Origin of the sequence: Amaricoccus sp. W119, assembly GCF_047275745.1 — a bacterium.
GTDB lineage: Bacteria > Pseudomonadota > Alphaproteobacteria > Rhodobacterales > Rhodobacteraceae > Amaricoccus.
This window is the reverse complement of sequence record NZ_JBKQWU010000015.1, coordinates 57,410-83,885: the sequence shown is the minus strand read 5'-3', so window position 1 is coordinate 83,885 and position 26,476 is coordinate 57,410. Positions and strand designations below refer to the sequence as shown.

At 69.7% G+C, this 26,476-nt stretch carries 25 protein-coding genes and 1 tRNA gene; 9 read left to right on the top strand and 17 right to left on the bottom strand.

What is annotated here, in order from left to right; translation table 11 throughout:
* Positions 1-59: 59 nt before the first annotated feature.
* From ACLJK8_RS10640 to purD, 3 genes are all read right to left on the bottom strand, one after another.
* Positions 60-323 (bottom strand): DUF1467 family protein, encoded by a 264-nt coding sequence (locus ACLJK8_RS10640; RefSeq protein WP_413150238.1) that lies wholly within the window; start codon positions 321-323, stop codon positions 60-62.
* Positions 320-724, bottom strand: a complete 405-nt coding sequence (gene mce, locus ACLJK8_RS10635; RefSeq protein WP_413150237.1) for a methylmalonyl-CoA epimerase — start codon at positions 722-724, stop codon at positions 320-322. Before mce ends, ACLJK8_RS10640 begins: the two co-directional genes overlap by 4 nt.
* Positions 725-793: 69 nt before the next feature.
* On the bottom strand, positions 794-2,047 hold the full coding sequence (purD, locus tag ACLJK8_RS10630) for a phosphoribosylamine--glycine ligase (protein WP_413150236.1): 1,254 nt from the start codon (positions 2,045-2,047) through the stop codon (positions 794-796).
* A gap of 45 nt (positions 2,048-2,092) precedes the next feature.
* Here purD and xseA point away from each other — a divergent pair, with 45 nt between their 5' ends.
* Entirely contained in the window at positions 2,093-3,634 is a 1,542-nt protein-coding gene (gene xseA / locus ACLJK8_RS10625; RefSeq protein WP_413150235.1) for an exodeoxyribonuclease VII large subunit, read from the top strand.
* 22 nt (positions 3,635-3,656) lie between these two features.
* Here xseA and ACLJK8_RS10620 read toward each other — a convergent pair whose 3' ends face one another.
* Positions 3,657-4,076 carry a hypothetical protein gene (locus tag ACLJK8_RS10620; protein WP_413150234.1) on the bottom strand — a complete coding sequence of 140 codons (420 nt, stop codon included), beginning with the start codon at positions 4,074-4,076 and terminating at the stop codon, positions 3,657-3,659.
* 283 nt (positions 4,077-4,359) lie between these two features.
* On the opposite strand from ACLJK8_RS10620, the gene argS reads away from it, so the two are divergent.
* From argS to scpB, 6 genes are all read left to right on the top strand, one after another.
* Positions 4,360-6,105 carry an arginine--tRNA ligase gene (argS, locus tag ACLJK8_RS10615; protein ID WP_413150233.1) on the top strand — a complete coding sequence of 582 codons (1,746 nt, stop codon included), beginning with the start codon at positions 4,360-4,362 and terminating at the stop codon, positions 6,103-6,105.
* Positions 6,106-6,180: 75 nt separating this feature from the next.
* Positions 6,181-7,119 (top strand): SPOR domain-containing protein, encoded by a 939-nt coding sequence (locus ACLJK8_RS10610; RefSeq protein WP_413150232.1) that lies wholly within the window; start codon positions 6,181-6,183, stop codon positions 7,117-7,119.
* 1 nt (position 7,120) lies between these two features.
* Positions 7,121-8,020 carry a glycoside hydrolase family 3 N-terminal domain-containing protein gene (locus tag ACLJK8_RS10605; protein WP_413150231.1) on the top strand — a complete coding sequence of 300 codons (900 nt, stop codon included), beginning with the start codon at positions 7,121-7,123 and terminating at the stop codon, positions 8,018-8,020.
* Positions 7,974-8,249 (top strand): hypothetical protein, encoded by a 276-nt coding sequence (locus tag ACLJK8_RS10600; RefSeq protein ID WP_413150230.1) that lies wholly within the window; start codon positions 7,974-7,976, stop codon positions 8,247-8,249. Before ACLJK8_RS10605 ends, ACLJK8_RS10600 begins: the two co-directional genes overlap by 47 nt.
* Entirely contained in the window at positions 8,242-9,084 is an 843-nt protein-coding gene (locus ACLJK8_RS10595; RefSeq protein ID WP_413150229.1) for a segregation and condensation protein A, read from the top strand. Before ACLJK8_RS10600 ends, ACLJK8_RS10595 begins: the two co-directional genes overlap by 8 nt.
* Positions 9,081-9,770 (top strand): SMC-Scp complex subunit ScpB, encoded by a 690-nt coding sequence (gene scpB / locus ACLJK8_RS10590; RefSeq protein ID WP_413150228.1) that lies wholly within the window; start codon positions 9,081-9,083, stop codon positions 9,768-9,770. Before ACLJK8_RS10595 ends, scpB begins: the two co-directional genes overlap by 4 nt.
* A gap of 249 nt (positions 9,771-10,019) precedes the next feature.
* Here the strand turns inward: scpB and ACLJK8_RS10585 are convergent, their stop codons facing one another.
* From ACLJK8_RS10585 to ACLJK8_RS10540, 10 genes are all read right to left on the bottom strand, one after another.
* Positions 10,020-10,334 (bottom strand): ATP-dependent Clp protease adaptor ClpS, encoded by a 315-nt coding sequence (locus tag ACLJK8_RS10585; RefSeq protein ID WP_413150227.1) that lies wholly within the window; start codon positions 10,332-10,334, stop codon positions 10,020-10,022.
* Positions 10,335-10,439: 105 nt separating this feature from the next.
* Positions 10,440-11,252 carry a M10 family metallopeptidase C-terminal domain-containing protein gene (locus ACLJK8_RS10580; RefSeq protein WP_413150226.1) on the bottom strand — a complete coding sequence of 271 codons (813 nt, stop codon included), beginning with the start codon at positions 11,250-11,252 and terminating at the stop codon, positions 10,440-10,442.
* 147 nt (positions 11,253-11,399) lie between these two features.
* Complete coding sequence (locus ACLJK8_RS10575) at positions 11,400-12,536, bottom strand: 2'-deoxycytidine 5'-triphosphate deaminase (protein WP_413150225.1); 1,137 nt, start codon at positions 12,534-12,536, stop codon at positions 11,400-11,402.
* Positions 12,509-12,585, bottom strand: a tRNA-Pro gene (locus ACLJK8_RS10570). The genes ACLJK8_RS10575 and ACLJK8_RS10570 overlap by 28 nt, the downstream gene beginning before the upstream one ends.
* A gap of 148 nt (positions 12,586-12,733) precedes the next feature.
* Entirely contained in the window at positions 12,734-13,408 is a 675-nt protein-coding gene (locus ACLJK8_RS10565) for a MerR family transcriptional regulator (RefSeq protein WP_413150224.1), read from the bottom strand.
* Positions 13,409-13,520: 112 nt separating this feature from the next.
* On the bottom strand, positions 13,521-13,823 hold the full coding sequence (ihfA, locus tag ACLJK8_RS10560; RefSeq protein ID WP_413150223.1) for an integration host factor subunit alpha: 303 nt from the start codon (positions 13,821-13,823) through the stop codon (positions 13,521-13,523).
* A gap of 177 nt (positions 13,824-14,000) precedes the next feature.
* Positions 14,001-14,978 (bottom strand): beta-ketoacyl-ACP synthase III, encoded by a 978-nt coding sequence (locus ACLJK8_RS10555; RefSeq protein ID WP_413150222.1) that lies wholly within the window; start codon positions 14,976-14,978, stop codon positions 14,001-14,003.
* Positions 14,975-16,066, bottom strand: coding sequence for a phosphate acyltransferase PlsX (gene plsX / locus ACLJK8_RS10550; RefSeq protein WP_413150247.1), 1,092 nt, complete (start codon positions 16,064-16,066; stop codon positions 14,975-14,977). Before plsX ends, ACLJK8_RS10555 begins: the two co-directional genes overlap by 4 nt.
* A 49-nt stretch (positions 16,067-16,115) precedes the next feature.
* Positions 16,116-16,319 (bottom strand): 50S ribosomal protein L32, encoded by a 204-nt coding sequence (gene rpmF / locus ACLJK8_RS10545; protein ID WP_413150221.1) that lies wholly within the window; start codon positions 16,317-16,319, stop codon positions 16,116-16,118.
* 197 nt (positions 16,320-16,516) lie between these two features.
* Positions 16,517-17,071, bottom strand: coding sequence for a YceD family protein (locus tag ACLJK8_RS10540; RefSeq protein ID WP_413150219.1), 555 nt, complete (start codon positions 17,069-17,071; stop codon positions 16,517-16,519).
* Between the two features lie 105 nt (positions 17,072-17,176).
* On the opposite strand from ACLJK8_RS10540, the gene ACLJK8_RS10535 reads away from it, so the two are divergent.
* The gene (locus ACLJK8_RS10535; protein WP_413150217.1) at positions 17,177-17,680 is read left to right on the top strand and encodes an outer membrane protein assembly factor BamE; all 504 of its coding nucleotides are present in this window, start codon (positions 17,177-17,179) and stop codon (positions 17,678-17,680) included.
* 102 nt (positions 17,681-17,782) lie between these two features.
* Complete coding sequence (locus ACLJK8_RS10530; RefSeq protein ID WP_413150215.1) at positions 17,783-19,465, top strand: ABC transporter permease; 1,683 nt, start codon at positions 17,783-17,785, stop codon at positions 19,463-19,465.
* A 3-nt stretch (positions 19,466-19,468) separates the two neighbouring features.
* On the opposite strand, the gene ACLJK8_RS10525 is transcribed toward ACLJK8_RS10530, so the two are convergent.
* From ACLJK8_RS10525 to ACLJK8_RS10515, 3 genes are all read right to left on the bottom strand, one after another.
* Positions 19,469-20,473, bottom strand: a complete 1,005-nt coding sequence (locus ACLJK8_RS10525) for a Fe(3+) ABC transporter substrate-binding protein (RefSeq protein WP_413150213.1) — start codon at positions 20,471-20,473, stop codon at positions 19,469-19,471.
* A gap of 143 nt (positions 20,474-20,616) precedes the next feature.
* The gene (locus tag ACLJK8_RS10520) at positions 20,617-21,630 is read right to left on the bottom strand and encodes a Fe(3+) ABC transporter substrate-binding protein (RefSeq protein ID WP_413150211.1); all 1,014 of its coding nucleotides are present in this window, start codon (positions 21,628-21,630) and stop codon (positions 20,617-20,619) included.
* A gap of 206 nt (positions 21,631-21,836) precedes the next feature.
* Positions 21,837-26,462, bottom strand: a complete 4,626-nt coding sequence (locus ACLJK8_RS10515) for a translocation/assembly module TamB domain-containing protein (protein ID WP_413150209.1) — start codon at positions 26,460-26,462, stop codon at positions 21,837-21,839.
* Positions 26,463-26,476: the final 14 nt, after the last annotated feature.

Below are 26,476 nucleotides of genomic sequence, written 5' to 3'. Positions count from 1 at the left end.
ATGTCGACGGCTGAATTTCCGGTGACGGCGTTACCGGTCGGCCGCCGTTTCGGCGGGGATCACATGATCCCCCAGATGTCGAGGTCCCGGATCGAGACGCCGCCATAGGTGAGATAGAGGCAGAGCGGCGCGCCGATCACGATGGCGGCGCAGGTCGCCCAGACCACCTTCTTGCGAATCATCGGATCGGCGGGCGCCGAGGATGGCGTGCCCGGCACCGAAGTGCCTTCCTCGCCCTGCGTCCTGAGCCCGATCGGCAGGCAGACAAGCAGCGCGAGGAACCAGATCGTGGCGAAGATCACGATGATCGCGGTGATGCTCATGCCTGTTCGAGCTCGACCAATGTGCCGGTGAAATCCTTCGGATGCAGGAACAGGACCGGCTTGCCATGCGCGCCGATCTTCGGCTCGCCACTGCCGAGCACGCGCGCGCCCGCCGCCTTGAGCGTGTCACGGGCGGCGAGAATATCGTCCACCTCGTAGCAGATATGGTGGATGCCGCCGTTCGGGTTCTTCGCGAGGAAGCCCGCGATCGGGGAATCCTCGCCGAGGGGATAAAGCAGTTCGATCTTGGTGTTCGGCAGGTCGATGAAGACGACCGTCACGCCGTGATCCGGCTCGTCCTGCGGCGCGCGGACCGAGGCGCCGAGCGTGTCGCGGTACTGCGCGCTCGCGGCTTCGAGGTCGGGTACGGCGATGGCGACGTGATTCAGGCGGCCGATCATGCGTGAAACTCCCCGTGTAGTGCCTCGGGGGAGGACTAGGCGCTTTCCGGCGCCGCGGCAAGGCGGCTGTCAGCGGCCGAGCACGCGCCAGCCGATGTCGCGCCGGGCGAAACCGCCGGGCCAGTCGATCGCGTCGAGCGTCGCATAGGCGCGTTTCCGGGCCTCTGCCAGCGTCGCCGCCCGCGCGGTCACGTTCAGGACCCGCCCGCCGTTCGAGACGATCTCGCCATCGCGAAGTTTCGTTCCGGCGTGGAAGATCTGCGCGCCGGGCAGGTCGATCGCGGGCAGGCCGATCACCTCGCCGCGCGCATAATCGCCGGGATAGCCCCGGGCGGCGACCACCACCGTCATCGCATGGTCCTCTGCCCAGTTCACCTCGCCCTCCGCCGTGCGCCCCTCGGCGCAGGCGAGAATCGCGTCGAGCAGTTGCGCGCCGAGCCGCATCGCGATCGCCTGGATCTCCGGATCGCCGAAGCGGACGTTGTACTCCACGAGCTTCGGCGCGCCGTTCTCGATCATCAGGCCGGCGTAGAGCACGCCCTGGAAGGGCGTGCCGCGCGCGGCCATCTCGGCGAGCGTCGGGCGCACGATCTCGCTGAGCGCGCGTTCGGTGACCTCGGCCGTCAGGATCGGGGCGGGGGAATAGGCGCCCATGCCGCCGGTGTTCGGGCCCTCGTCGCCGTCGAAGGCGCGCTTGTGGTCCTGCGCGCTGCCGATGACGATGAAATCGGTGCCATTCGCGAGGATGAAGAGGCTCGCCTCCTCGCCGGTCATGAACTCCTCGATCACCACCCGCGCGCCCGGTCCCTCGTCGAAGATCGCGTCAAGCGCCGCCTGCGCCTCATCGGGCGTCTCAGCCACCGTTACGCCCTTGCCGGCGGCGAGCCCGTCTGCCTTGACGACGATCGGCGCGCCTTCGGCGGCCAGATAGGCGGTCGCGGCGTCGCGGTCGGTGAAGGTCTGGCTCCGCGCGGTCGGCGCGCCGCAGGCCGCGCAGATCTCCTTGGTGAAAGCCTTCGAGGCTTCGAGCCGCGCGGCCTCGCGCCCCGGCCCGAAGGTCAGTATGCCGCCCTCGCGGAGCACGTCGGCCACGCCCTCGGCGAGCGGCGCCTCGGGGCCGATCATCACGAAATCGACCGCGTTCTCGGCGCAGAAGGCGAGGATCTTCGCGCCGTCAAGAATGTCGAGTGCGACGCAACTCGCCTGTTCCGCGATCCCGGCGTTGCCCGGCGCGCAGAAGAGCTGGTCGACTTTCGGATTCTGCGCGAAGGCCCAGGCGAGCGCATGTTCACGGCCGCCGCCGCCCAGGATCAGAATGTTCATCGCGCGTCCTCGCCCAGCCCGTTTCCATCGCTCGCGGGGCGTTCTATGGTGCCGACCCGTCAACCGCAAGCGAGTGGGCAAGTGGAGCTGTTCGAGGAAGCCCGACCGGATACCGGCGCGAACGCGCCCGAATTCACCGTCTCCGAAATCTCGGGCGCGGTGAAGCGCGTCATCGAGGGCGAGTTCGGCCGGGTGCGGGTGCGTGGCGAGATCGGCCGGGTCTCGCGGCCGAACTCGGGGCATATCTATTTCGACCTGAAGGACGACCGGGCGGTTCTCGGCGCCGTGGTCTGGCGCGGCACGGCGCGCGGCCTCGTCGCGAAGCTCGAGGAAGGGATGGAAGTAGTCGCCACCGGGCGGCTCACGACCTTCCCCGGCTCGTCCAAGTACCAGATGATCGTCGAGGAGATCGCGCCGGCGGGCGCGGGCGCCTTGATGGCGATGCTGGAGAAACGCCGCCAGGCCCTCGCCGCCGAAGGACTTTTCGACGCGGGGCGCAAGCGCGCGCTGCCGTTCCTGCCCGAAGTGATCGGCGTCGTCACCTCGCCTTCGGGCGCCGTGATCCGCGATATCCTGCATCGCCTGCGCGAGCGCTTCCCGCGTCCGGTGCTGCTCTGGCCGGTGACGGTGCAGGGGCCGAACTGCGCGGCGGAGGTTTCGGCCGCGATCCGGGGCTTCAACGCCATCGCGCCGGGCGGGCGCATCCCGAGGCCGGATTTGCTGATCGTCGCCCGCGGCGGTGGTTCGATTGAGGATCTCTGGGGGTTCAACGAGGAAATCGTCGTGCGCGCGGTGGCGGAGAGCCGGATTCCGGTCATTTCAGCCGTGGGACACGAGACCGACACCACGCTCATCGACCATGCCGCCGACCGCCGGGCGCCGACACCGACGGCGGCCGCCGAGATGGCGGTGCCGGTGCGGCTCGAATTGCTCGCCACGCTCGGCGGGCTCGAGGAACGGCGGCGCACCTCGGCGGCGCGGGGGCTGGCGCTCCGGGGGCAGAGGTTGCGCGATCTCGCCCGCGGCCTGCCCCGGCCCGAGGCGATCATCGGCGAGCGGGCGCAGCGGCTCGACGCGGTGGGGCCGCGGTTGCCGCGCGCGCTTGTCGGGCTGGTTCGGGCGCGCGAGCTCGGTCTCGCCCGCGGCGCGGCGGGGCGGTTCGGTCCGGCGCTGCTCCGGCATGGGTTGGAACGGCGGGCCGAGCAGCTCGGTCGCGCGGCGGCGGGGCTGAGGCCGATGGTGATGACACGGATGATCGCGCGCCTCGGCGACCGGGTGGAGGCGCAGGGCGCGCGGCTCGCCCGCGATGGCGGGCGCATCGGACGGGAGCAGGCGGCGCGGCTCGGCGCGCTGGCGCGCACGCTGGCGACGCTCGATCCCGAAGCGGTTCTGGGCCGGGGCTATGCGATCGTCCGGGGCGCCGGCGGCCATGTCGTGACCCGCGCGGAAGCGGCGGGGACCGAAGCGCGGCTCGAGATCCAGTTCGCCGATGGCCGCGTCAGCGCGCGCCCCGAGCATGCGCCCCCGCGCCCGAGGCGACGCGCGGGCGGGGCCGACGAGGATGAAGGGCAGGGCCGGCTGCTCTGAGCGGGGTGGAACTCGGGCAGCGTCAGCTTCCGACGCCGGGCCCGGGGCAGTCGAGCGGGGCGGTGTCGGTCCGGTCCAGATCGAGCGTGAGCCCCGTGGGCGCCCCATCCTTGATCAGCGCGGCGCTGAAACCGGTGGCGCCGCCTTCGAAGGTCCAGCACTGCGGCTCCTGATCCTCCTCGGCCCCGGCTTCGTACTCGAAACAGATCAACCCGTCGCGGGGATACCAGCGGCCCCAGGAGCAGGTGCCATCGGCATGGCGCCACAAGGCCCGGCGGTCGGAGAAATACTGCTCCGCGCCATAGGGTTCTCCGTCGAGCGTGAAGTGAAGCGTGCGTCCCTCGCTCATCGTCTCGAATGCGTCCGGCCCGACGCTTTCGGCGAAGGCGGCGCTGGCGAGCCCGGCGCAAAAGGCGTAAGCGGCGAAGTGGCGCGGGCTCAACGGCAGACTCCATCGCTGGTCGGAGCGAAGCCTAGCCGCCGCCCGCCCGATGCGCCAGCCGCCGACGGCCGCGTGTTGATCACCGGGCCTTGATCGTCGGGTGTTGATCGCGGGCCGTTGATCAGGGTGGCGCCGATCACGGGTTGTGGATCACGGGTTGTGGATCACGGGTCGCTGGCCCCGGCCGGGACCACGGAACCCAGCGGGCGGCCGACCGATTGGGCGTGGAGGGTCGGCGGCGGCTGTGATAACGCCGTGGCTCGCCGAGGAGGGAGAAGGTGCGATGGATCTGTTCGCGGAAGTGAAGGCGCTCGTGGTCGCGGCGGTGGGACGGCTCGTGGCGCGGGGTGACCTGCCGGAAGGGCTGGACCTCGGGCCGGTGACGGTCGAGCCGCCGCGCGATCCGGCGCATGGCGACATGGCGACCAATGTGGCGATGGCGCTCGCGCGCCCCGCGCGCAAGGCCCCGCGCGAGATCGCCGAGGCGCTGGCGCCGCTTCTCGCCGAGGCTGATGGCGTCGCCTCGGTCGAGGTCGCGGGTCCGGGCTTTCTCAACCTGCGGCTCGCGAGCGGACGCTGGTTCTCCCAAGTGCCGGCGATCCTCGCGCAGGGGCGGCATGTCGGCCGCTCCACCCTCGGCGCGGGACGCAGGGTCAATGTCGAATTCGTCTCCGCGAACCCGACCGGACCGCTTCACATCGGCCATACCCGGGGCGCGGTCTTCGGCGATGCGCTCGCCGCCCTGCTCGATTTCGCGGGCTACGAGGTCACGCGGGAATACTACATCAACGATGGCGGCGCGCAGGTCGATGTGCTCGGCCGCTCGGTCTATCTGCGCTATCTCGAGGCGCTCGGCCGCGAGATCGAGTTCCCGGAAGGCAGCTATCCCGGCGAATACCTGATCCCGGTCGGCGAGGCGCTGGCGCGGGAGCACGGCGACGCGCTGGTCGGCCACGACAACGAGGACTGGCTGCCGGCGCTCCGCGACTACGCGATCGAGAAGATGATGGAGATGATCCGCGAGGATCTCGACCTGCTGAACGTGCGGATGGACGTGTTCTACTCCGAACGCTCGCTCTATGGCACCGGCCGGATCGAGGCGGCGCTCGCGGCCTTGTCGTCGAAGGGCCTGATCTACGAGGGCGTGCTGGAGCCGCCCAAGGGCAAGACGCCGGAGGATTGGGAGCCCAGGGTCCAGACGCTTTTCAAATCAACCGCCTATGGCGATGATGTCGACCGGCCGGTGAAGAAGTCGGACGGCGGCTGGACCTATTTCGCGCCCGATATCGCCTATCACTACACCAAGGTCGAACGGGGCTTCGACGAGCTCATCGACGTGTTCGGCGCCGATCACGGCGGCTATGTGAAGCGGATGCGGGCGGCGGTCGCCGCCCTGAGCGACGGGCGGGTGCCGCTCGACTGCAAGCTCTGCCAGCTCGTGAAACTCACCAAGGACGGGCAGCCCTACAAGATGTCGAAGCGGGCGGGGACCTTCGTCACGCTCCGTGACCTGATCGAACTGGTCGGGCCGGATGTGACCCGCTTCGTGATGCTGACGCGCAAGAACGACGCGCCGCTCGACTTCGATATCGACAAGGTTCTGGAACAGTCGAAGGAGAATCCGGTCTTCTACGTGCAATACGCGCATGCCCGGGTCTGCTCGGTTCTCGCCAGGGCCGGGGGGGCGGGGTTCGCGACCGCGGACGCCGATCTCGCGCGCGCCGACATGGCGCTGCTCGGCACCGCGGGCGAGATGACGCTGGCGCGCAAGCTCGGCGAATGGCCGCGTCAGGTGGAAGTGGCGGCGAACAACCACGAGCCGCACCGGATCGCCTTCTATCTCTATGAACTCGCGTCCGATTTCCACTCGCTGCAGCATCAGGGCAAGCTCGATCCGGAGCAGCGTTTCCTCCGCGTCGAGGCGCCGGAGCAGACGATGGCGCGTCTCGCGCTCGCCCGTGCGACGGCGGTTGTCATATCGGCGGGGCTTGGTATTCTTGGCGTCACCCCGATGGATGAGATGCGCTGAAAGCATCCGCGTGGATTTCGGGGTTGGAGCAGAGGCACATACACGATATGGTGTGTGAAAACAGGCACAAACCCAATGCGCGATCTATTGAGCGACGAATACGATTCCGTCGCGGGGCGTCCGACTGAGGAACTCGTCCCCGCTTCGCTGCGCCGGATCGCCGGCGCGGTGCTTTTCCTCGGTGTGATCGGAGCGATGGGCCTCTGGTCCTACCGCCTCGGAACCCGCGATGCGAACGAGGTTCCCGTCATCAAGGCGATGGCGGGGCCAGCCCGCGTCGCGCCGGAGGACCCGGGCGGGGCCCGCGCCGCGCATCAGGGGCTCGAGGTCAATTCGGTGCTCGCGGGCAACCAGCCCGATCCGACGGGGATCGCGCCGGCCGCGCCAGAGCCCGTCGCGCTCGCCGACGAGGACGCCGCCGAGGGCGACCTCGTCATCGCGGGCACGCCGATCGAACCGGACGCGGCGTCCCGGGCGGATGGCGGACCCGAGGCCCAGCCGAAACCCCTGTCGCCGGTTTCGATCCAGAACGAACTCGCGGCGATGGTCGCCTCCGTCGCGCCGGTCGCCGCGGCGGAGCCCGAGGGGGAACCGGGGGACGCGCCTGGCGATGATCCGGGGGCGGCCCCGGTCGCCGGTGATCGGCCGATGGGTCGCCCGTCGAACCTCCGGATGGCCCGGACGACAGCGCCTGTCGAGGCCGCGCCCACGCGGAGCGGCGCCTCGGTTTCGTCGCAGCCGCGCGAGGTCTCGAGCGTCGCGCAGGGGTCCCGGCTGGTCCAGCTCGGCGCCTATGACAGCGAGGCGCTGGCCCGTGAGGCCTGGGGACGGCTCGTGGCGCGCGACGGCGACCTGCTCGGCGCGAAGAGCCTCTATGTCGAGCGGACGACCTCGAACGCTCGCGTCTTCTACCGGCTGCGGGTCGCGGGCTTCGACAGCGCCGACGAGACGCGCCAGATGTGCGATGCGTTGCGTGGGCGCGGCGTCGACTGCATTCCGGTCACGTTGCAATAGCATGCCGGCGCGGGCGGTAATCCTCGGCTGCGCCGGTCCCGAACTCTCGGAGGGTGAGCGGCGCTTCTTCGCCTCGGCAGACCCTTGGGGGTTCATCCTCTTCGCCCGCAACATCCGGGACCCGGAGCAGACGCGCGCGCTGACGGCCGCGCTCCGCGACTGCGTGGGGCGCGACGCGCCGGTGCTGGTCGATCAGGAGGGCGGGCGGGTCGCCCGGCTGCGCGGCCCGGTCTGGCGCGAATGGGCGCCTGCGCTCGAGGAATGCGCCGGACTTCCGCCCGAGGCGCGGGCGCGGGCGATGCATCTGCGCTACCTGCTGATCGCCGGAGAGTTGCGCGCGATCGGCATAGACGTGAACTGCGCCCCGGTGCTCGATCTCGCGCGCGAGGAGACGCATGGCGTCCTGAGGAACCGCTGCTATTCCGGCGATCCGGGCGAGGTCGCGCTCATGGGCCGCGCGGTGGCCGAGGGTCTGCTGGCCGGCGGTGTTCTGCCGATCCTGAAGCACGTGCCGGGGCAGGGGCGGGCGCCGCTCGACAGCCACGAGGATCTGCCGCGGGTCGAGGCGGGGCCCGCGGAGCTCGAGGCGGATTTCGCGCCGTTCCGCGCGCTCGCCGACATGCCGATGGCGATGAGCGCGCATGTCGTCTACCGCGCGCTCGACCCGGACGGGCCGGCGACGCAATCGCCGCGGATGATCCGCGTGATCCGCGAGAACATCGGCTTCGGCGGGCTCCTGATGACCGACGATCTCTCGATGCGGGCGCTGCGGGGCGGACTCGGTGAGCGCGCCGCGGCGGCGCTTGCTGCAGGCTNGCGTGATCCGCGAGAACATCGGCTTCGGCGGGCTCCTGATGACCGACGATCTCTCGATGCGGGCGCTGCGGGGCGGACTCGGTGAGCGCGCCGCGGCGGCGCTTGCTGCAGGCTGCGACATGGTCCTGCATTGCGATGGTGTGCCGGAGGAAATGGCGGCGGTGGTCGCCGCCACGCCCCGGCTCGCAGGGGCCGCGCTCGCTCGTTCCGAGGCGGCGCTCGCCCTGCGGAGGCCCGCGCCGGCCGACAGCGCGGCGCATGAGGCCGAATACCGCGCGCTGGCGGCGAGGGTAGGGACACGGGCCCATGCCTGAGGATTTCTTCGATCCCGGCTCGGTCGCCGAACGCCTCGCGGCGGAGGCGCTGGTCGTCGATGTGGACGGGTTCGAGGGTCCGCTTGACCTCCTGCTGACGCTCGCTCGGGGCCAGAAGGTCGATCTGCTCAGGATCTCGATCCTGAAACTGGCCGAGCAGTATCTGGGCTTCGTCTCGGCGGCGAAGACGCTGCGGATCGAACTCGCGGCCGACTACCTCGTGATGGCGGCCTGGCTCGCCTTCCTCAAGTCGCGGCTGCTTCTGCCGCCGGACCCGGAGGAGGAAGGCCCCTCCGCCGATGAGCTCGCCGCCCATCTCGCCTTCCAGCTCCAGCGGCTCGAGGCGATGCGCGCCCGCGCGGCGGAACTGATGGCCCGCGACCAGCTTGGCCGCGATGTCTTCGCGCGCGGAGATCCGGAAACCATGGGCCGCTCGGTCAAGGTCGAGCACACCGCCGGGCTTCTCGATCTGATGCGGGCCTATGCGCGGATCAAGACCAAGGACGATTTCCAGCCGCTGCACCTCACGCGCGGGCCGGTCTTCACGATGGAACAGGCGCTTGAGCGGATGCGCGGGCTGATCGGGACGGCCACGGACTGGGTGACGCTTTCGGCCTGGCTCCCCGACGACTGGGCGCTTGAACCGACGAAGCGCCGTTCGGCGACGGCTGCGAGCTTCGCCGCCGCGCTCGAACTGGTGAAAAGCGGGCGGCTGACGATGCGGCAGGACGCGCCCTTCCAGCCGATCTATCTCAGACAGCGGGATGGGGAGACGCACGGAGACCGGACCGCGGAGACGCACGCCGGGAAACGCGGCGGGGAGAAACACGAATGAATGACAACGCCCACGGCTTCATCGCCGATCCGTCCTTCATGGCGCCGCCGATGCCCGAACAGGAGCGGATGATCGAGGCGGTCCTTTTCGCGAGCACTGGACCGCTGACCGCTCACGAGATCGCCGCGCGCCTGCCGCGGGGCTGCGACGTGGCCGAGGCGCTGGCAGGCCTGCGGCGGCGCTACGAGGGGCGGGGGGTCGAGCTTCGCCGCGCGGGCGACGGCTGGGCGTTCCGCACCGCGCCGGATCTCGGCTTCCTGATGAATCGCGAGGTGGTGGAGAGCCGCAAGCTCAGCCGCGCCGCGATCGAAACCCTCGCCATCGTCGCCTACCACCAGCCGGTGACGCGGGCCGAGATCGAGGAGATCCGAGGCGTTTCGGTGTCCTCCGGCACGCTCGACACGCTGATCGAGCTTGGCTGGGTCAGGCTCGGCCGCCGCCGGATGACACCGGGCCGGCCCGCGACCTATGTCGTGACCGAGGGCTTCCTCGACCATTTCGGCTTGGCCTCCGAGGGCGACCTGCCCGGGCTGAGCGAACTCCGCGCCGCGGGCCTGCTCGACAATCGCCCGCCTCCGGGTGCGATGCCGGGGGCGCTGCCCGGGATGGGATACGGGACGGGTGGCGAAATTGGCGACGAAACCGGGGATCAGGCGCCGGACCCGGCGCAGGGCGATCTGATCTGAGTTCAGTACTCTCGCTCTTCCGGTCGGGCGGATGCCATCGCGAGGCCCACTCGGATGGGCGTTTCCGCTCACGCGCCGTCGGTGATGCGCGATCGAGGCGAGCGGCATCGCGTCGGGGACGGGCGGGCGAGAACGACCGCCGATAGCCGACGAGATCGGTCTACGCGGCTATCGCGCGACGACGCCGGACGCGCGGCCGGGCTACCAGCACGGCGCTGTGGGAACCCGGACGCCCGCGGCGGCCCGACCTCAGGTCTCGGGTTCGGTCGTGAACATGAGGGGATAGCCCTCGCGCTTGCCCATGTCGGTCGCCTGGGTGGCCTTGGTTTCGGCGACCTCGTGGGTGAAGACGGCCACGACGCAGCATCCCTTGGTATGCGCGGTCAGCATCACGCCATGCGCGCTCTCGATCGGCATCCGGAACACGGAGCCGAGCACGCCCACGACGAAATCGCGGGGCGTGAAGTCATCATTGTGCAACAGCACCTTGTAGAGCGGTGGCCTGGCCGTTCTGGTCTCGGCCTTGCCCGCTGTTTTCGGCGGCGCGCTGACGGCGTCTGGCATCGGTGGAACTCACGGGTGGCTGGCTGGCTCGCCGCCACTATAGCGCACCGCGGTACGCAGGTGCAAACGCCCGCGTACCGGTCGCCATGCGAGCTGTTGTGACCGCTACAGGATGAAATCGGATGCGTCGAGCTGCGCGCCGTTCGCGATCTCGATGGTGAAATCCGCCCGCCCGTCGCCATCCCTGTCGCCCCGCACCAGACCCTTGTAGTAGCGCAGCTCTCCGCGAGTTCCACTGAACCGATCCGCGCCGATGAAATCGAACGGCCGGTCATCCGGCGAATATATGCCGTCCGAGTTGAGCAGGTGGAGATCAATCCTGTCGCGACCGGAGAAGTCCTCGATGACATCGCGTTCGGCCTTCCCGTGAACGTCGCCGTCGAGAACGAACAGGTCCGCGCCCTTGCCGCCCCAGAGATGGTCGCGCCCGGACCCGCCCACGAGGACGTCGTCGCCTTTCTCGCCGCGCAGAGTATCGTTTCCGCGGCCCCCTTCGAGTACGTCGGAGGCTCCCCCGCCGATGAGGCGATCGCCGAACTCGGAACCCTTCGCATTGACTCCCAGCACGTTGACGATGCGCGGAAAATAATCGACTCCGATCGTGAACGGGATCCCACCGTTTCTCACCTCCACCGTGGCGAACCGGTCATTGTTGATCTGGATCTCCAGCCACCGGGTCCAGAGGACGCCCGATTCGTCGATATGTCCAGTGAACTGGGCGTCGACTTCCTTCCCGCTCCAGCGATGACCGTCGCCGGGCTTGTACGAAAACCTGCCTTCGAACTTGTCGTAGAAATCCCGCGGGTCTCTATCCGCGCGCGCGACGATATCCGTCGCGCCGCCGACATTCGGCAGGTCGAGGCCGGTTCTGACGGCCTTGTAGTAGGTGATCGAGATTGGGCGTTGGTACGACGGCATTCTCGCGGCTCCGGGGGCGGCGGTCGGCGGACGTGCCGATGGCTCGCCAAACAGCGATACCGCGAAGGCGGCCGCGACCGCGACAGTCGTGATGGAGTCTGGTTAACCCCGGGCGCGCATCGGGCGCGGACGATCCGGTCGGGAAACTCACGCCCGGAAGTGCTTGGAAAGCTTCAGCCCCTGGCCCTGGTAGTTCGAGCCGAGATCGGCGCCGTAGAGCTTTTCTGGCCGTTCGGACATGCGCTCGTAGATCAGCCGGCCGACGATCTGGCCGTGGTCGAGGGCGAAGGGCGCCTCGTGGCAGCGCACTTCGAGCACCCCGCGCGAGCCGGTGCCGCCGGCCTGGGCATGGCCGAAGCCGGGGTCGAAGAAGCCCGCGTAATGCACCCGGAACTCGCCCACCATCGCGAGATAGGGTGCCATCTCGGCGGCGTAGTCGGGCGGGACATGCACCGCCTCGCGGCTCACGAGGATGTAGAAGGCGCCGGGGTCGAGAATGATCCGGCCGCTCTCGCTGTGCACCTCTTCCCAGAAGTCGGACGCCGGGTAGTGTCCGATCCGGCCGAGGTCGATGAGCCCGGTATGCGGCTTGGCCCGATAGCCGACGAGCGTGCCCCCGGAGGGCCGCAGATCGACCGAGAAGCCGAGACCGCCCGCGATATGCGCAGGGCCATCGACCAGCCCGTCCACCAGCCCCTGTGAAGCGTTCAGCTCCCTGAGCGCGGCGTCGTCGAGCAGGACCTGACCGCGGCGGAAGCGGATCTGGTTGAGCCGCATCCCCGGCCGCACCAGCACCGAGAAGGAGCGCGGCGAGATCTCGGCGTAGAGCGGACCGGAGTAGCCCGCCGGAATCCGGTCGAACTCGGTACCCTGGTCGGTGATGAGGCGGGTCAGCAGGTCGAGCCTGCCGGTCGAACTCTTGGCATTCGCCACCGCCGAGAGATCGGGGGGTAGGTCCAGCGCTTCCATCAGCGGCACGAGATAGACGCAGTTCTTCTCCAGCACCGCGCCGGGCCCGAGGTCGATCCGGTGCATCTCGAATTCGGAGAGCCGCCTGGCGACGCTGGTGCCGGGGCCCGGCAGGAAGGAGGCCCGGATGCGATAGGCCGAGGCGCCGAGCCGCAGGTCGAGGCTCGCAGGCTGGACCTGATCCGCATCGACGGAGATCTCCGTGGTGATCCGCCGCTCGGCGAGCAGTCGGGAGATCTCCTGCGCGGCCAGAACACCCTGACCGCGGCCATCCTCGTCGGGGGATTTGGTCGGGCTAGCGAGATTCGAACTCACGACCTTTCGACCCCCAGTCGAACGCGCTACCAGACTGCGCTATAGCCCGACACCGGGCGCTTTATAACCGCGCCGCCGGGCAGAGCAAGCGGAAAGCGCCGGAAATTCGCGGAGAGGCTCCGGCACCGCCCCGAGACGCGCGAGGCGGGTCCGGCCGTGCGCGCGATCGGTCCCCGGGACCACCTCGCGCAGGTGCCTCAGCCCTTCCGGTCCCGCGCCATGACCGCGCGCAGGGCTTCAAGCTCCGTCACCAGCGCGGCGAGCGCCGCCCGGCGGCCGGGGCCGGTCAGCGTCACCGCGACGGCCTGCCCGTCGGTGGCGGGGACCTTCGGTTCGGCCTCGCTCGCCGCGGCCGGCCCCCACGCCGGACGATCCGGCGCCAGAAGCGTGGTTTCGAGGAAGCCGGGGACAGGGCTGGGAGCGGCGCCGGGAACCTCCGAAGCGTGGCCGTCCACATGATTCATGCGGCTCGGCGCGGGTTCGGGTCGGCGCTGGACCGGGTCGGTCGCCGGCGGCATGGGCGAGGCCGCCGGGGCGCGCGGGGAGGCCGCGAGGGCCGGCGCCGCTGTCGGCGCGGAATGCGTGGCGGCGGGCTCGCCCGTCAGCGTGCCGAGGCCGATCACATGGCGGATGCCGCGCTCGCGCAGGATCTTCTGCACGCCCTTGATCGTCATGCCGTCGTCGTAGAGCAGGCCGCGGATGCCCCGGAGCAGGCGGACGTCCTCCGGCCGATAATATCTCCGGCCACCGCCGCGCTTTACCGGCTTCACCTGGTTGAAGCGCGTCTCCCAGAAGCGCAGCACATGCGGCGGCACATCGAGGGTTTCGGCGACTTCGCTGATCGTTCTGAATGCTTCCGGTGACTTGTCCATCGTCTCGTCAACCTCGCAAGCGTGGAAAACGCTGTCCGCCCGGATCAGGGCGAGGCCACCAACGCCGCGCCTCTCCTCGTTCCTGTTATTCGCGCCGGCCCCTCCGGGCGGTTCAGCGCTTGTTGCCGGCGTCCACCCGCTCCTTCATGATATGCGAAGGGCGGAAGGTCAGGACGCGGCGGGGTTCAATAGGCACTTCCTCGCCAGTCTTCGGATTTCGCCCGACACGGGCGGATTTGGATCGCACACTGAAAGTCCCAAATGAAGATATCTTGACAGTCTCGCCCTGAACAAGGGCGTTCGACATGTGATCGAGAACGGATTCAACGAGTTCGGCGGATTCGTTACGCGAAAGGCCAACGGCGCGGAACACGGCTTCGCTGAGTTCCATCCGCGTCAGAGTTTTCTCACTCATTCCTTCCCCCCGGTGCGGCCAGTGCCACGCAGCACCGAAGCCTAGGGTGTACAGTTAAAGCGAGTCAATAACAACGGCTTGCCCGGACCGGCGAAGGCGGGACGGAAGCGGCGGCCCGGAGAGGCGGGGGTGCTGTCCGCCGGGCATCGGCCGCCGCGTGTCGGGGGTGAGCGCCGGCTACCAGCGCAGGGCGGCGGCGCCCCAGGCGAGACCGCCGCCGATCGCCTCCATCAGCACCAGGTCGCCTCGCCGGAGCTTGCCCTCGGAATTGGCGACGGAAAGCGCGAGCGGGATCGAGGCGGCGGAGGTATTGCCGTGATCCTGCACGGTGACGACGACGCGCTCGATCGGCACGCCGAGCTTCTGCGCGGTCATGGTCATGATCCGGAGGTTCGCCTGATGCGGAACCAGCCAGGTCACGTCGGCCTTTTCGAGACCGGCCTTGGCGAGCGCGGCGCCGCCGGTCTGGGCGAGCTTGATGACGGCGTGCTTGAAGATCTCCTGACCCGCCATCCTCACGACGCCGGCGGTGCCGGTGGTCGAGGGGCCGCCATCGACATAGAGAAGATCGGTGTAGCGGCCATCGGAATTGAGATCGGTCGCGAGCAGACCGCGATCTCCGGAGGTGCCTGTCTGTTCCTGGCGTTCGAGGATGAGCGCGCCGGCGCCGTCGCCGAAGAGGACGCAGGTCGCGCGGTCGGTGAAGTCGAGGATGCGCGAGAAGGTCTCGGCGCCGATGACCAGCACCCGCTCGGCGGAGCCGGAGCGGATCAGCGCGTCGGCTTGCGCGAGGGCGAAGACGAAGCCGGCGCAGACCGCCTGGATGTCGAAGGCGAAGCCGGCCTTCATGCCGATCGCGGTCTGGACCCGCACCGCCGTCGACGGAAACGTGTTGTCGGGCGTCGCCGTCGCGAGCACGATCGCGTCGATGTCGGCGCCCGTGAGCCCGCCATCGGCGAGGGCGGCCCGCGCCGCCGCGATCGCGAGATCCGAGGTGCTCTCGCCTTCGGCGGCGAAATGCCGCCGTTCGATCCCGGTGCGGGCGCGGATCCATTCGTCGGATGTGTCGAGGGTGGTCGCGAATTCCGCGTTCTCGACCACGCGGGCGGGAAGGTAGTGGCCGCAGCCCCGTGCCACGGCCCGGATCGTCGTCATGTCGTCGCACCCTCCCGAGTGCCTTCCTCGACGGCCGCCGGCGTGCCAAGCGCCATGCGGGCGGCGAGTTTCTGCGTGAAGCCCCGTTCGGCCAGATTGCCCGCGAGGCGGATCGCCGCGGCGAAGCCGGTCGCATCGGCGCCGCCGTGGCTCTTGATGACGAGGCCGTTCAGCCCGAGGAAGACGCCGCCGTTCACGTTGCGCGGGTCGATCCTCGCACCGAGCCGGCGGAGCGAGCCGAGCGCGAAGAGCGCGCCGGCGCGGCTGAACAGGCTGTAGGCGAAGGCCTGTTTCAGCTGGTCGCGGATCAGCGAGGCGGTGCCCTCGCCGGTCTTGAGGGCGATGTTGCCGGTGAAACCGTCGGTGACGATCACGTCGACCCGGCCGGAGGCCATGTCACTGCCCTCAACATAGCCGATATAGTCGAATTCGCCCAGCGGCGCGGCATCGGCGATCAGGTCGGCCGCCTCGTGCAGTTCGGAGCGGCCCTTGTGCTCCTCGGTCCCGACGTTCAGCAGGCCGATGCGCGGCCGGGCGACGTCGAGCGCGTTGCGGGCGTAGGAGGTGCCCATGAGCGCGTAGTTCAGAAGATCGGCCGCGTCGGCGCGGATATCGGCGCCCGCGTCGAGGAGGACGTTGTATCCGGCGGGATTGACCGAAGGCCAGAGGACCGCGATCGCGGGCCGATTGACCCCGGGGGCCTTGCGGAGTGCCAGCATCGAGAGCGCCATCAGCGCGCCGGTGTTGCCGGCGGAGATCGCGGCGGGACTTTCGCCCGACTGCACCGCCTGCAGCGTACCCCACATGCTGGAACCGCGCGCGCGCCTCAGCGCCCGCGACGGCTTCTCCTCCATGCCGATCACGGATTCGGCATGACGGATCTCGGTACGGGCGGCGAGGGGGCTGCCGGACCGCAGCGCGCGGCCGAGAACCTCGGCGTCGCCATGCAGGAGGTAGCGCAGCCGGGGATCGGCGCTCAGCGACTTGCCCATCCCCTTCAGAACGTCCGCGACACCCCGATCGCCGCTCATCGCGTCGATCGACAGGACGATATCACCCGTGGTCGGGGCGGCGCCGGCGCCGATCATCCTGGTGTCGGCGGACATGGCGGCCCAACCTCGCGTCGTTAGAGGTTGCTCAGGCGGCCTCGTCGTCGAGGTCGACGGTATCGGCGGCGATCACTTCGCGGCCGTCGTAATGTCCGCAGGCGCCGCAGACGTGGTGCGGACGCCGCAGTTCGCCGCAGTTCGGGCACTCGTTCGGATTGGCGGCGACGAGCGCGTCATGCGAGCGGCGCATGCCGCGGCGCGATCCGGTAACCTTGCTTTTAGGTACAGCCATAGTCTTGACCTCGATCTCGATCGGGCCCCGGCCCGGATCATCCTCTTCAGTTTGTGTTCGGCCCGCGCGGGGTACCAGATCCGGCGTGGTCTGTCACGCCCAAGGTCGCCGGGAACGGGCAGGAAACGAACCGCGGAAAATACGCATCGAGCGCTCCGGCGCAAGCCCTTTCTGGCGATTGCTCAGGACCCGCCTAGTCAGGACCCGCCGCCGAGCTTGTCGCGCAGCGCCGCGAGGGCGGCGAAAGGCTTCACGGTCTCGCCCTCCTCGTCATAGCCCATCGCCGCGAGCGAGGCGCCCTCCTTCCTCGGATAGTCGGGCAGCGCGAGCGCCAGGGCCTCCACCGCGACGAGCCCGAGATCGAGCCGGTCGGGCAGGGGATCGATCTCCTCATCCTCGTCGGGCGAGAGAATCACATCCGCGCCGGCCGGCGCGGCGTTCGGCAGGTAGAGCCGGCGCACCTTCTGGTCGACGCGGGTGGTCACGGGGTCGAGCGTCACGACGCAGGTCTGCGCGACGGTTGCCCCGAGCGCGCCGTCGAGCTGCCAGCCGCCGCCGCTGACCGGGGTGAGGCGGCCCGCGAAGCGCATCTTCCGGACCGAGAGCGCATCCATCAGCCGGGCGATCGACGCGGCTTCGGTTTCCGAGGGGGAGATGTCGAAACGGTATTCCGGCGTGTCCCGGAGCCTCGCCAGCTCGATCACCCGGGGAAACTCCGGGTTGTCGGCGGCCTGTTCGATGAGCGGAGTCATGACGGGTCCTTCGCGGCGCGAGTCCGGGACATGGCCCGGCCTACCCGGCCAAGTTCCTTGAATTTAGACCATGCGCGGAGTAGGGGAGCAAGTGGTATTCGGATCATGGATGAGGACGACATGCGCTCCAGCGCGACGCGGGCTCTCGCCGCCGCCCTGCTTGTATCTGGGCTTTCGCTGGCGGCCTGTTCGGCGACGACGCAGATCCACGGCTACATGCCGTCGGAGGCGGATGTGGCGCGGATCAGGCCGGGCGTCGATACCGCCGCCACGGTCGAGGAGATCCTCGGCCTGCCCGCCGGCGGCGGCGTGATGCGCGATTCCGCCTGGTATTATGTCGAGAGCACCTTCGAGAACTACACCTACCACGCGCCGCGCGTGCTCGACCGGAAGGTGCTCGCCGTCAGTTACAGCGGCGAGGGTGTCGTGACCGGCCTCGCCCGCTATGGCGTGAAGGACGGTCGGGTCATCGAACTCGCCAGCGAGACGACGGAGACCGGCGGTCAGCAGCTCGGCGCGCTGCAGCAGCTCTTCGGCAACATCCTCAACATGGACCCCGGCCAGTTCCAGCAGCAGGGCCCCGGCACGCAGACCGGCGGCGGGTTCTAGCGCCGGGGAAGGCGCGGCGGTCCCGGCGGAATCCCCGCGGGATCACCGGCCGGTACAGGTCCGGCCCGTATGATTCTGGCCGGCATCGCGGGGAGCGGGTCCATGGGTGCGCGTGTTCTGAACGGTCTCGCCTGGCTCGTGGCGATCATCTGCGTGGCCCCGATGGCGGCCGCGGCCCTCGCCGCCCTGATGGGCGACCTCGAGACCTGGCGCGGGCTGGCCGGATCGGTGCTGCCGCTCTACGTCCGCAACACGCTGCTGCTCGTGGCCCTAGTCGCGCTCGGGACGGCCGCGGTCGGGACCGGGGCGGCCTGGCTCGTCACCATGTACCGCTTTCCGGGCGCGCGGGTGCTCGAACTGCTGCTTGTGCTGCCGCTCGCCTTCCCCGCCTATGTTCTGGCCTATGCCTATACCGACTTCCTGTCGCATCCGGGTCCGGCGCAGACCTGGCTCCGCGCGGTGACCGGCTGGGGGCCGCGCGACTACTGGTTCCCGAACATCCGCTCTCTGCCGGGCGCGGCGCTGATGCTGGTCTGCGTGCTCTATCCTTACGTCTACCTCCTCGCCCGCAACGCCTTCGCGCAGCAATCCGCGACCGCCTATCTCGCGGCGCGCACGCTGGGGCAAGGCCCCTGGGGCGCGTTCTGGCGGGTCAGCCTGCCGATGGCGCGGCCGGCGATCGCCGCGGGCGTGCTGCTCGCGGTGATGGAGACGATCGCCGATTACGGCACGGTCGCGCATTTCGCGGTCCGGACCTTCTCGACCGGGATCTATCAGGCCTGGTTCTCGATGGCGGACCGGGGCGCGGCGGCGCAGCTCGCGCTCTGCCTGCTCGCCTTCGCACTCCTGCTGGCCGGTCTCGAACGGGCGCAGCGCGGCGAGGCGCGCGCCTATGGCCGGGGGGGCGGCGGCGCCGGCGCGGAGAAGACACGGCTCACGGGCTGGCGCGGCTGGGTCGCCACGCTCGCCTGCGGCGTGCCCTTCGCCATCGGCTTCGCCCTGCCCGTGGTGGTGCTGGCGCGGATGGCGCTCGGGTCGGGCCAGAGCCTCGCCGATCCGCGCTATCTCGGCTTCGTCACCAATTCTCTGACGCTGGGCGGCGTGGCCGCCGCCGTGACGGTCGCGGGCGCGGTCCTGATCGGATTCCGCGCGCGGCTCCATCCGGGACGGCTGTCGCGTGGCCTCGTGCTCGGGGCGGGGCTCGGCTACGCCGTGCCGGGCGGCGTGATCGCGGTCGGGCTTCTGGTTCCCTTCGCCCATCTCGACAATGCGATCGACGCGATCGCGCGCGAGCGGTTCGGCGTTTCGACCGGCCTCCTGCTCACCGGCACGATCTGGCTTCTGGTGCTCGCCTACATGGCGCGGTTCATGGCGGTGGCGCTCAACACCTATGACGCCGGGATGGCGACGGTCAGCCCCAATATCGACGCGGTTGCGCGCACCCTCGGCACCCGGCCGCTGGCGCTCCTGACCCGCGTGCAGATTCCGATCCTGAAGGGCAGCCTCCTGACCGCCGCGTTGCTGGTCTTCGTCGATGTGCTGAAGGAACTGCCGGCGACGCTCATCATGCGGCCGTTCAACTTCGACACGCTCGCGGTGCAGGCGCATCGGCTGGCGGCGGACGAGCGGCTGGATCAGGCCGCCGTCCCGAGCCTCGTGATCGCGGCGATCGGCCTGCTGCCGGTCATCCTCGTCTGCCGCTCGATCGCCGGGCGCCGCCCCGCGGGAGCGGAGCGGGCCGGGTACGCCGGGGCCGGGTCCAAGTCCGAGCCGGGGACCGCGTAAGCGTCAGGGGAAACCGACCGCGTTGAAGATCTCCTGCGCCTTGGGCTGGTTCTCGCCCAGGACGCTCAGGTTCAGCGTGTCGCGCCGGAAGGTCCCGAGCGAGGCGGCGATCTCGCTCACCTTCACCCCCTCGACGACGGGAAACTCGTAGTTCTGGTTCGCGAAATAGGCCTGCGCCTGATCGGTCGTGAGATATTCGAGGAACCGGACCGCGTTCTCCTTGTTCGGGGAATTGATGACGATCCCCGCCGCCGCGATGTTCACATGCGTCCCCGTCGTCTCCTGATTGGGGAAGACCCAGGCCAGATCCTCGCTCTCGCCGCTGATGCCATCGACGTTCTCCGCGAGCGTGCGGGCGTAATAATACGTGTTCACCACGGCGATGTCGCACTGGCCGGAGATGATCCCGCGCAGCTGGTCGAGATCCGCGCCCTCCGGCGGGCGGGCGAGGTTGTCGAGCACGCCCTTCGCCCATTCCGCCGCCCCGGCCTCGCCGTCATGGGCGATGATCGCGCTCATGAGCGAGAGGTTGTAGACATCCGTCGCCGAGCGGATGCAGACGCGGCCCTTCCATTCCGGATCGGCGAGCGCCTCATAGGTGCGCGGCGGGTTCGGGACGCGTGATTTCGAGTGGAAGATGATCCGCGCGCGGGTCGAGAAGCCGAACCAGTGATCGTCCGGATGCCGGAACTCCGCCGGCACGCGGCTGTCAAGCACGTCCGACTGGACCGGCTGGAGCAGCCCCTCGCGGTCGGCGAGCCAGATCCGGCCCGCGTCCACGGTTAGGAGGATGTCGGCCGGGCTGTTGCGGCCCTCGGCCTTCAGCCGGGCGATGAGCTCGTCGGTCGTGCCCTCGATCCGGTTGACCTCGATCCCCGTCGCCTCGGTGAAATCGAGATAGAGCTTCTCGTCCGTGTCGTAATGGCGCGAGGAGTAGATGTTGACCTCCTGCGCCCAGCCGGGCAGGGCGGTTGCCGCGATGAACGCGGCGGCGAGAAGACGATGCATCGGCGGCTCCGGTTGAGGGTGGCCCGCGTGGTCTGACATTCCCGAGTAAGAAGGTCAACAAAAGGAAAGGCGCCCGACCGCGCAGGGCCGGGCGCCTCTCCATCCGTGCTGGCGCGCGCCGGTCCGGCCGCGCCCTGATCGGATTAGGGGAAGCCGACCTCGTTGAAGATCGCCTGCGCCTTGGCCTGGTTCTCGCCGAGCGCGTTCAGGTTCAGCGTATCGGGCTTGAACGCGCCGAGCGCGGCGGCGATCTCGCCGACCTCGGCGTCGGGCACGACCGGGAATTCGTGGTTCTGGTTCGCGAAGAACTCCTGCGCCGAGCCGGTCGTCAGGTATTCGAGGAACTGGACCGCCTCCTCGCGGTTCGGCGCATGGGCGGCCACGCCGGCCGCGGCGATGTTGAGATGGGTGCCGGTCGTTTCCTGGTTCGGGAAGACCCAGCCGATCTTCTCGACATCGGCGCCGATCCCCTCGACCGGCTCGGCCTGGGCGCGGGCGAAATAATAGGTGTTCGCGACCGCGACATCGCAGATACCCGAGACGAGGCCCCGGAGCTGATCGGTGTCACCCCCCTCCGGCGGACGGGCGAGATTGGCCAGCACGCCCTCCGCCCAGGCCTTCGCGCCCTCCTCGCCCTCATGCGCGATGATCGCGGCCATCAGCGAGAGATTGTAGATGTTGCTCGACGAGCGGATGCAGACCTTGCCCTTCCACTTCGGATCGGCGAGTTCGGCATAGGTTTGCGGCGGAGTTTCCACGCGGTCCTTGGCGTAGAAGATCACCCGGGCGCGGGTCGAGAATCCGTACCAGGCGCCATCGGGGGAGCGCAGATAATCGGGGATCCGCTCGTTCAGCACCTCGGAGTCGATGTCCTGTAGCAGATCTTCCTGATCAGCGAACCAGGCTCGCCCGGCGTCGACGGTCAGGATGATGTCGGCGGGGCTGTTCTCGCCCTCGGCCTTCATTCGCGCGGTGAGCTCGTCCGCCGTGCCCTCGATCCGGTTCACCTTGATGCCGGTCGCCTCGGTGAAGTCGGAATAGAGCTTCTCGTCGGTGTCGTAGTGGCGAGAGGAATAGATATTGACCTCCTGCGCCAGGGCGGGCGCGGCGCCCGCGGCCAGCGCGAGCAAGGCGGTCATGATCATCGGTCTCGGCATGTCTGTCCTCCCTAAACACGACTATTTTGGTTATCTTCTATCCGCCCGGAGACGAAGTGTCGAGGTGCCGCTCGCGGTGGGTCAGATTGTCGCGGCGGCCTGCGACCGCGCTCGTGCGCCAGCCACGCCCGGGCCGGGCCTGCCCCGGATGACGTGGAGATGATGGCCAACGCGCGGGAGGCGTCAGGGCGAAACGGCGGTCCCGGTCAGAAATCGCGCTCGTAGAACAGGCCGAGTTCCGTGTTGCCGTCGCTGCCGACTTCGCCGCGGCCCTGAACCGTATCCGTCAGTTCAACCTGCACCGCCGCGCGGCTCACGCCGTCGCTGCCGGTCTGCACGTCGACATAGACATCGTCGCTGACGTAGCGGCCGGCGCGGACGGCGGTGGAGCCGTTCTCCTCGGTGACGATATCGAGGTCGTCGAGGCCGGTCGAACTGCGCAGCTGTTCCATCAGCCCGCCGCCGCCGCCGCCCGCGAGTTCCGCCGCCGCGGCTGCGAGCTGGGCGAGCTGGAATGGAGACAGGGCATCCGCGGAGCGGTTGAACAGGATGCGCGCCAAGACCTCGTCCTGCGGCAGTTCCGGGTCCGAGGAGAAGATGACCTCGGGCGCCGTGGCGCTGCCGGTGACGGTGATGTAGGCGGTCACGTCCTCCGACAGGGTCTGGGCCACGAAATGGATCTGCGGATCGAGGTCGCCCACGAGTGTCAGCGAGCCTTCGTCGAAATCGAGCCGCTGGCCGAGGATCGACAGGCGCCCGCGGCGAAGCTGGAACTGGCCGACCGGCTGGACATTGGAGGCCGTGCCCTGAATCCGCGTCTCGCCGCCAAGCTCGGCGTCGAGGCCGCGGCCCCGGATGAAGATCTGGCGCGGGGCGCGGATCAGCACGTCGAGACGCAGCCTGGACTGGCTCGCCGGCTCCGCCTTGGCCGCCGGGTCGAGCCCGATCCCGGCGCGTTCGAGCGTCTCGGTCACCCGGCGCGGCGGCAGTTCGTGAATCACCAGTTCGAGATTGGCCGAGGCGCCGGCGCCGAGCCCTTCCGAGATCGAGACTTCCGTCGTTCCGAGGTCGATCGTGCCGCTGACGAGACCGTCGCCGAGCATCGGTCCCTCCGCCGAGAGGTTGCCCGAGAGCCGCGTCGACACGAACGACCCGTCGGTATAGCGCAGGTCGTTGAGGCGCACGTCGAGATCGGCCGGCAGCCCCTCGCCGAGGCCGAGGGTGCCGGAAGCCGCGAGCCCGCCGCCGGCCGCCGAATTGGCCGAGAGGTTGCGGAGGTTCACCGTGTTGTTCGCGAGCGACGCGTCGAGATCGATGTTGTTGAGCCGGACATTGGTCTCGGGATCGACCAGCGTGCCGTCGTCCATCCGCGCATTGGCCGACAGGACCGGGGCGGTGATCGAGCCCAGCGCGCGGAAGTCGAGCGCGGCGGTGCCGGCGACCTGGGTGGAGCGCTCCGCGAGGAAGGCATTGGCGAGCGAGAGGGGGAGGGTGCCCGAGCCCGAGACATCGAGGCCGGAGCCGCTGAGCGGCACCCGGCCCGAGGCGGCGAAGTCGACTCCGCCGCCACCGAGCCGCGCTTCGGAAAGCGTCAGCGTCTGGTTTGCGAAATCTCCGCGCGAGGTCAGGGTGAGCGGCCCGCTGCCCGCGGCCGCCAGCGTGTTCATCGTGAGGCCGCTCCCGTTCAGCTCGAAGGTTGCGTTCGGATCGGCGAATGTGCCTGTCACCCGCGCATTGCCGGTGATGTCGCCGCGCAGCCCCTGATCCCCCGCGAGCCCGTCCACCATGGCGAGCGGCAGCGAATTGAGCGCGACATCGAGTCCAAGCGCGCCCGACGCGGCCATCGGCACGCCGCCCGCGACGCGGAGGTCGAGCCCGTTCGGCGCCGTGGCGGCCGCGTCGAGGTTCAGCTGGCCGCCCTCGGTGGTGCCAGTCGCGGTGAGCGCGAGCGGCGGCATGCCGGCGTCCCGCGTCGCCTGGGCGCCGAGCCCGTTGCCCGCCACGTCGAAGCTTACGTTCGGCGTCGCGCGCGGGCCGGTCACGCGGGCGGTCCCGGTCACGTCGCCCGCCGCGCCGAGATCCGGGGCGATCGCATTGGCGATATCAAGCGGCAGGGTTTCGAGATCGATGGCGAGGTCGTAGTCCTCGGCGACCGTGCCCTGGGCGCTCAACCGTCCCGTGCCGAAATCGAGGGTAAGCGGCGTCAGCGTCGTGGTGCCGTCGCGCATGGTGATCGTCGCGGGCTGGGTCAGCGTCGCGACCCGCGGGTCCTGGCGGAGCCGCAGCGTATCGAGCGTGACCGCCATGCCGGGATTCAGCCGGTCGAGCGCGCCGGTCATGTCGATCAGCGTGCCGATCGCGAGCCGGCTGTCGGCGGAGAAGGCGGTGCGGTTCTCGCCATCCGGCGTGGCCGTCGCATTCACGGTGACGATGTCGAGCCCGCCGGCCCGGATCGAAGTGCCGGCGAGCGAGCCGTTCACCATCGGCACGCCGAGCGCGTCGGAGATGGCCGCGTCGAGATTGACCGATGCGATGGAACTGCCCGCGACGGCGATCTCGCGCCCGTTGGCCGCGACGGTCACACGCTGCCGCCCGTCCTCGGGTGCGAGGTCGAGGTCGGCTTCGATGGCGCCCGAGCCTTCGGTGAGGGCGAGGGCGGCGATCGGGGCGATATCGGGGGCGCGGAGCGCGAGCGAGCCGGTCATGAGCCCGTCCGCCGCGCGGATCACATCGCCCGCCACGGTATTCGGCCCGACCGCGGCGCGGAGGCTGCGGATCTCCTGCTGTCCGCCCGTCGTGTCGATGCTGCCCGCGAGCGACAGGGGCTGGTCGCCGAACTGGCCGCCGCCCCGCAGATCGCCGGTCACGGCCGTGGCGGCGCCGAGCCCCGCGACGGTGCCGGTGAAGCCGAGTTCCGCGCCGGTCAGCGGCCGGTCCATCAGCTCGCCCTCGGGAATGCGCGCGTCGAAATCGACGTCGATATCCTGTCCCGAACCCCGCGCCGTGCCCGAGGCGGTCAGGGCGCCGCCGAGACGCGGATCGATCTGCGAGAGATCGGCGAGCGAGGCGTCGAAGGTGAAATCGGTGCTGGTCGAGGAGATGCGGCCATCGGAGGCGAGCGAGAACTGCGCGTTGCCGACGCGGAGCCCCTCGGTCCGGATGCCGTTCGCATCGCGCACGACGCGGCCCGCGAGCGTCGTTTCCCCGGCCATCAGCGCATCCGCCCGCGGATCGCCGATCCTCACATCCTGCGCGCTGCCCGCCAGCGTCAGGTCCAGACCGCCGCTCAGCGGGCTGATCGAACCGTCGGCGTCGATGTCGATGCCACCGGCGAGCGGCCGGGCCGCGATGGCGCCGAAGGGGGCGAGATCGTCGACCTTGACCGAATTCCGGCCGGCATAGACCCAATCCTCCAGCGTGCCGGCCGAGAAGACCGAGAGACCGGAGCCGGAGAGCTGAAGCTGGCGGACTTCCACCGGCGCGCCGGGCGGCATGGCCACGTCGGCGAAAAGGTCGAACCGGTCGCCGAGCGCCTCCGCCATCGCCGGATCGTCGGTCGTGACGCCGGTCGCGAGACCTTCGAGCGCGAGGGTGATCGAGCGCGCGGCCGGGTCTTCGAGGTTCTCCGCCAGCCCCCCGAGGTTGAGCGTCAGATCCTCCATCGAGACGCCGCGCGCCGTCAGCCGGTCGAGCACCACGAAGCCGTTCCAGCGCGTCTGCTGCCCGTAGGAGAGATAGAGCCGGGCCGAGTTGAGCGTGGTCGCGGCCCCGGGCACGGGAAGGGTTACAGGCGCGGCTTCCGGATCGCCGAGCGCGCCGGTGAGGTCGATCGCCCGCGGGAAGCCGTCCGCCGTCGTGTCGAAGCTGCCGTCGAGCTCCAGCACCGCGCCCCTGAGCGACAGCGCGTCGAGGCGGGTGCCGCCATCGGTCTTGCGCACGCCATTCGCGCTCAGCGCGGTCTCGCCCGCGAAGAAGTCGCGATAGGCGGCGGGAATGAGCGGCGCGATGCCGCCCCGGATGTCGGCGTCGAAGCCGAGCCCTTCGTCGCCGCCGCGCAGCGCCAGCGTGCCGCCGAGGAGCCGCTCGCTCGCGGCGTCGAGCGCGAGGGTGATATCCACATTGTCGAGCGGCCCGTTGCCCGCGAGACGCAGGTCGATCGGCGGCTCGTTCTCGATCTTGAGCAGCGTCGAAACCAGACCGCCCGCCGGCTCCTGGAGGTGCAGGTCGAGGCCGAGCTGGCGAGATTCATTGGCGAAACTCGCCTGAAGCCCGAGCGTGCCACCGGGCGCGTCGAGCCGTTCCGCATTGAGCGTCGTGTCGAGCTCGCCGCTCGCAAGGCTGAGGTTGCCGTTCAGCGACAGTTCCGCCGCGACGCCGGCGACGGGTTCGCCGAGGATGAAGCGGCCGATCGCGAGTTCCTGGAGCTGGACCTGGACCGGAAGTTCCGGCACCTGGAACGGGGTCGCCTCGGTCTGTTCGAGCACCGGCGTCGGCGGAATGTCCGGCTGGCGCGCGAGCTCGATCTCGTCGGCGGCGAGGCGGTTGATGTTGAGCCGGCCGAGAAGCAGCGCGGAGCGCGTCCAGTCGAGCGCCACGTTCCTGAGCGTGAGCCAGGCGCCTTGCTCGTCGGAGACGGTGATCTGCTCGATCCGCGCCTGCGACGAGAGCAGGCCGCTGACACCGGAGACCTGGATCTGACGGCCCGGTCCCGACAGCTGGTTCTGCAGCATGTTGATCAGGAAGCCGTTGTCGTTCTCGTCACCCTCGGACTGGGCGAGGGCGGCGATGCCAAAGAAGCTGAGAAGACAGATGAGGGCGAGCAGGCGTTTCACGACGAAAAATCCCA

Bases quoted from the DNA above. Each gene is read 5' to 3' on its own strand.
- ACLJK8_RS10640 (WP_413150238.1), bottom strand. From the start codon at position 323: ATGAGCATCACCGCGATCATCGTGATCTTCGCCACGATCTGGTTCCTC.
- mce (WP_413150237.1), bottom strand. From the start codon at position 724: ATGATCGGCCGCCTGAATCACGTCGCCATCGCCGTACCCGACCTCGAA.
- purD (WP_413150236.1), bottom strand. From the start codon at position 2,047: ATGAACATTCTGATCCTGGGCGGCGGCGGCCGTGAACATGCGCTCGCC.
- xseA (WP_413150235.1), top strand. From the start codon at position 2,093: ATGGTGCCGACCCGTCAACCGCAAGCGAGTGGGCAAGTGGAGCTGTTC.
- argS (WP_413150233.1), top strand. From the start codon at position 4,360: ATGGATCTGTTCGCGGAAGTGAAGGCGCTCGTGGTCGCGGCGGTGGGA.
- ACLJK8_RS10610 (WP_413150232.1), top strand. From the start codon at position 6,181: ATGCGCGATCTATTGAGCGACGAATACGATTCCGTCGCGGGGCGTCCG.
- ACLJK8_RS10600 (WP_413150230.1), top strand. From the start codon at position 7,974: ATGACCGACGATCTCTCGATGCGGGCGCTGCGGGGCGGACTCGGTGAG.
- ACLJK8_RS10595 (WP_413150229.1), top strand. From the start codon at position 8,242: ATGCCTGAGGATTTCTTCGATCCCGGCTCGGTCGCCGAACGCCTCGCG.
- scpB (WP_413150228.1), top strand. From the start codon at position 9,081: ATGAATGACAACGCCCACGGCTTCATCGCCGATCCGTCCTTCATGGCG.
- ACLJK8_RS10585 (WP_413150227.1), bottom strand. From the start codon at position 10,334: ATGCCAGACGCCGTCAGCGCGCCGCCGAAAACAGCGGGCAAGGCCGAG.
- ACLJK8_RS10580 (WP_413150226.1), bottom strand. From the start codon at position 11,252: ATGCCGTCGTACCAACGCCCAATCTCGATCACCTACTACAAGGCCGTC.
- ACLJK8_RS10565 (WP_413150224.1), bottom strand. From the start codon at position 13,408: ATGGACAAGTCACCGGAAGCATTCAGAACGATCAGCGAAGTCGCCGAA.
- ihfA (WP_413150223.1), bottom strand. From the start codon at position 13,823: ATGAGTGAGAAAACTCTGACGCGGATGGAACTCAGCGAAGCCGTGTTC.
- ACLJK8_RS10555 (WP_413150222.1), bottom strand. From the start codon at position 14,978: ATGACGACGATCCGGGCCGTGGCACGGGGCTGCGGCCACTACCTTCCC.
- plsX (WP_413150247.1), bottom strand. From the start codon at position 16,066: ATGATCGGCGCCGGCGCCGCCCCGACCACGGGTGATATCGTCCTGTCG.
- rpmF (WP_413150221.1), bottom strand. From the start codon at position 16,319: ATGGCTGTACCTAAAAGCAAGGTTACCGGATCGCGCCGCGGCATGCGC.
- ACLJK8_RS10540 (WP_413150219.1), bottom strand. From the start codon at position 17,071: ATGACTCCGCTCATCGAACAGGCCGCCGACAACCCGGAGTTTCCCCGG.
- ACLJK8_RS10535 (WP_413150217.1), top strand. From the start codon at position 17,177: ATGGATGAGGACGACATGCGCTCCAGCGCGACGCGGGCTCTCGCCGCC.
- ACLJK8_RS10530 (WP_413150215.1), top strand. From the start codon at position 17,783: ATGGGTGCGCGTGTTCTGAACGGTCTCGCCTGGCTCGTGGCGATCATC.
- ACLJK8_RS10525 (WP_413150213.1), bottom strand. From the start codon at position 20,473: ATGCATCGTCTTCTCGCCGCCGCGTTCATCGCGGCAACCGCCCTGCCC.
- ACLJK8_RS10520 (WP_413150211.1), bottom strand. From the start codon at position 21,630: ATGCCGAGACCGATGATCATGACCGCCTTGCTCGCGCTGGCCGCGGGC.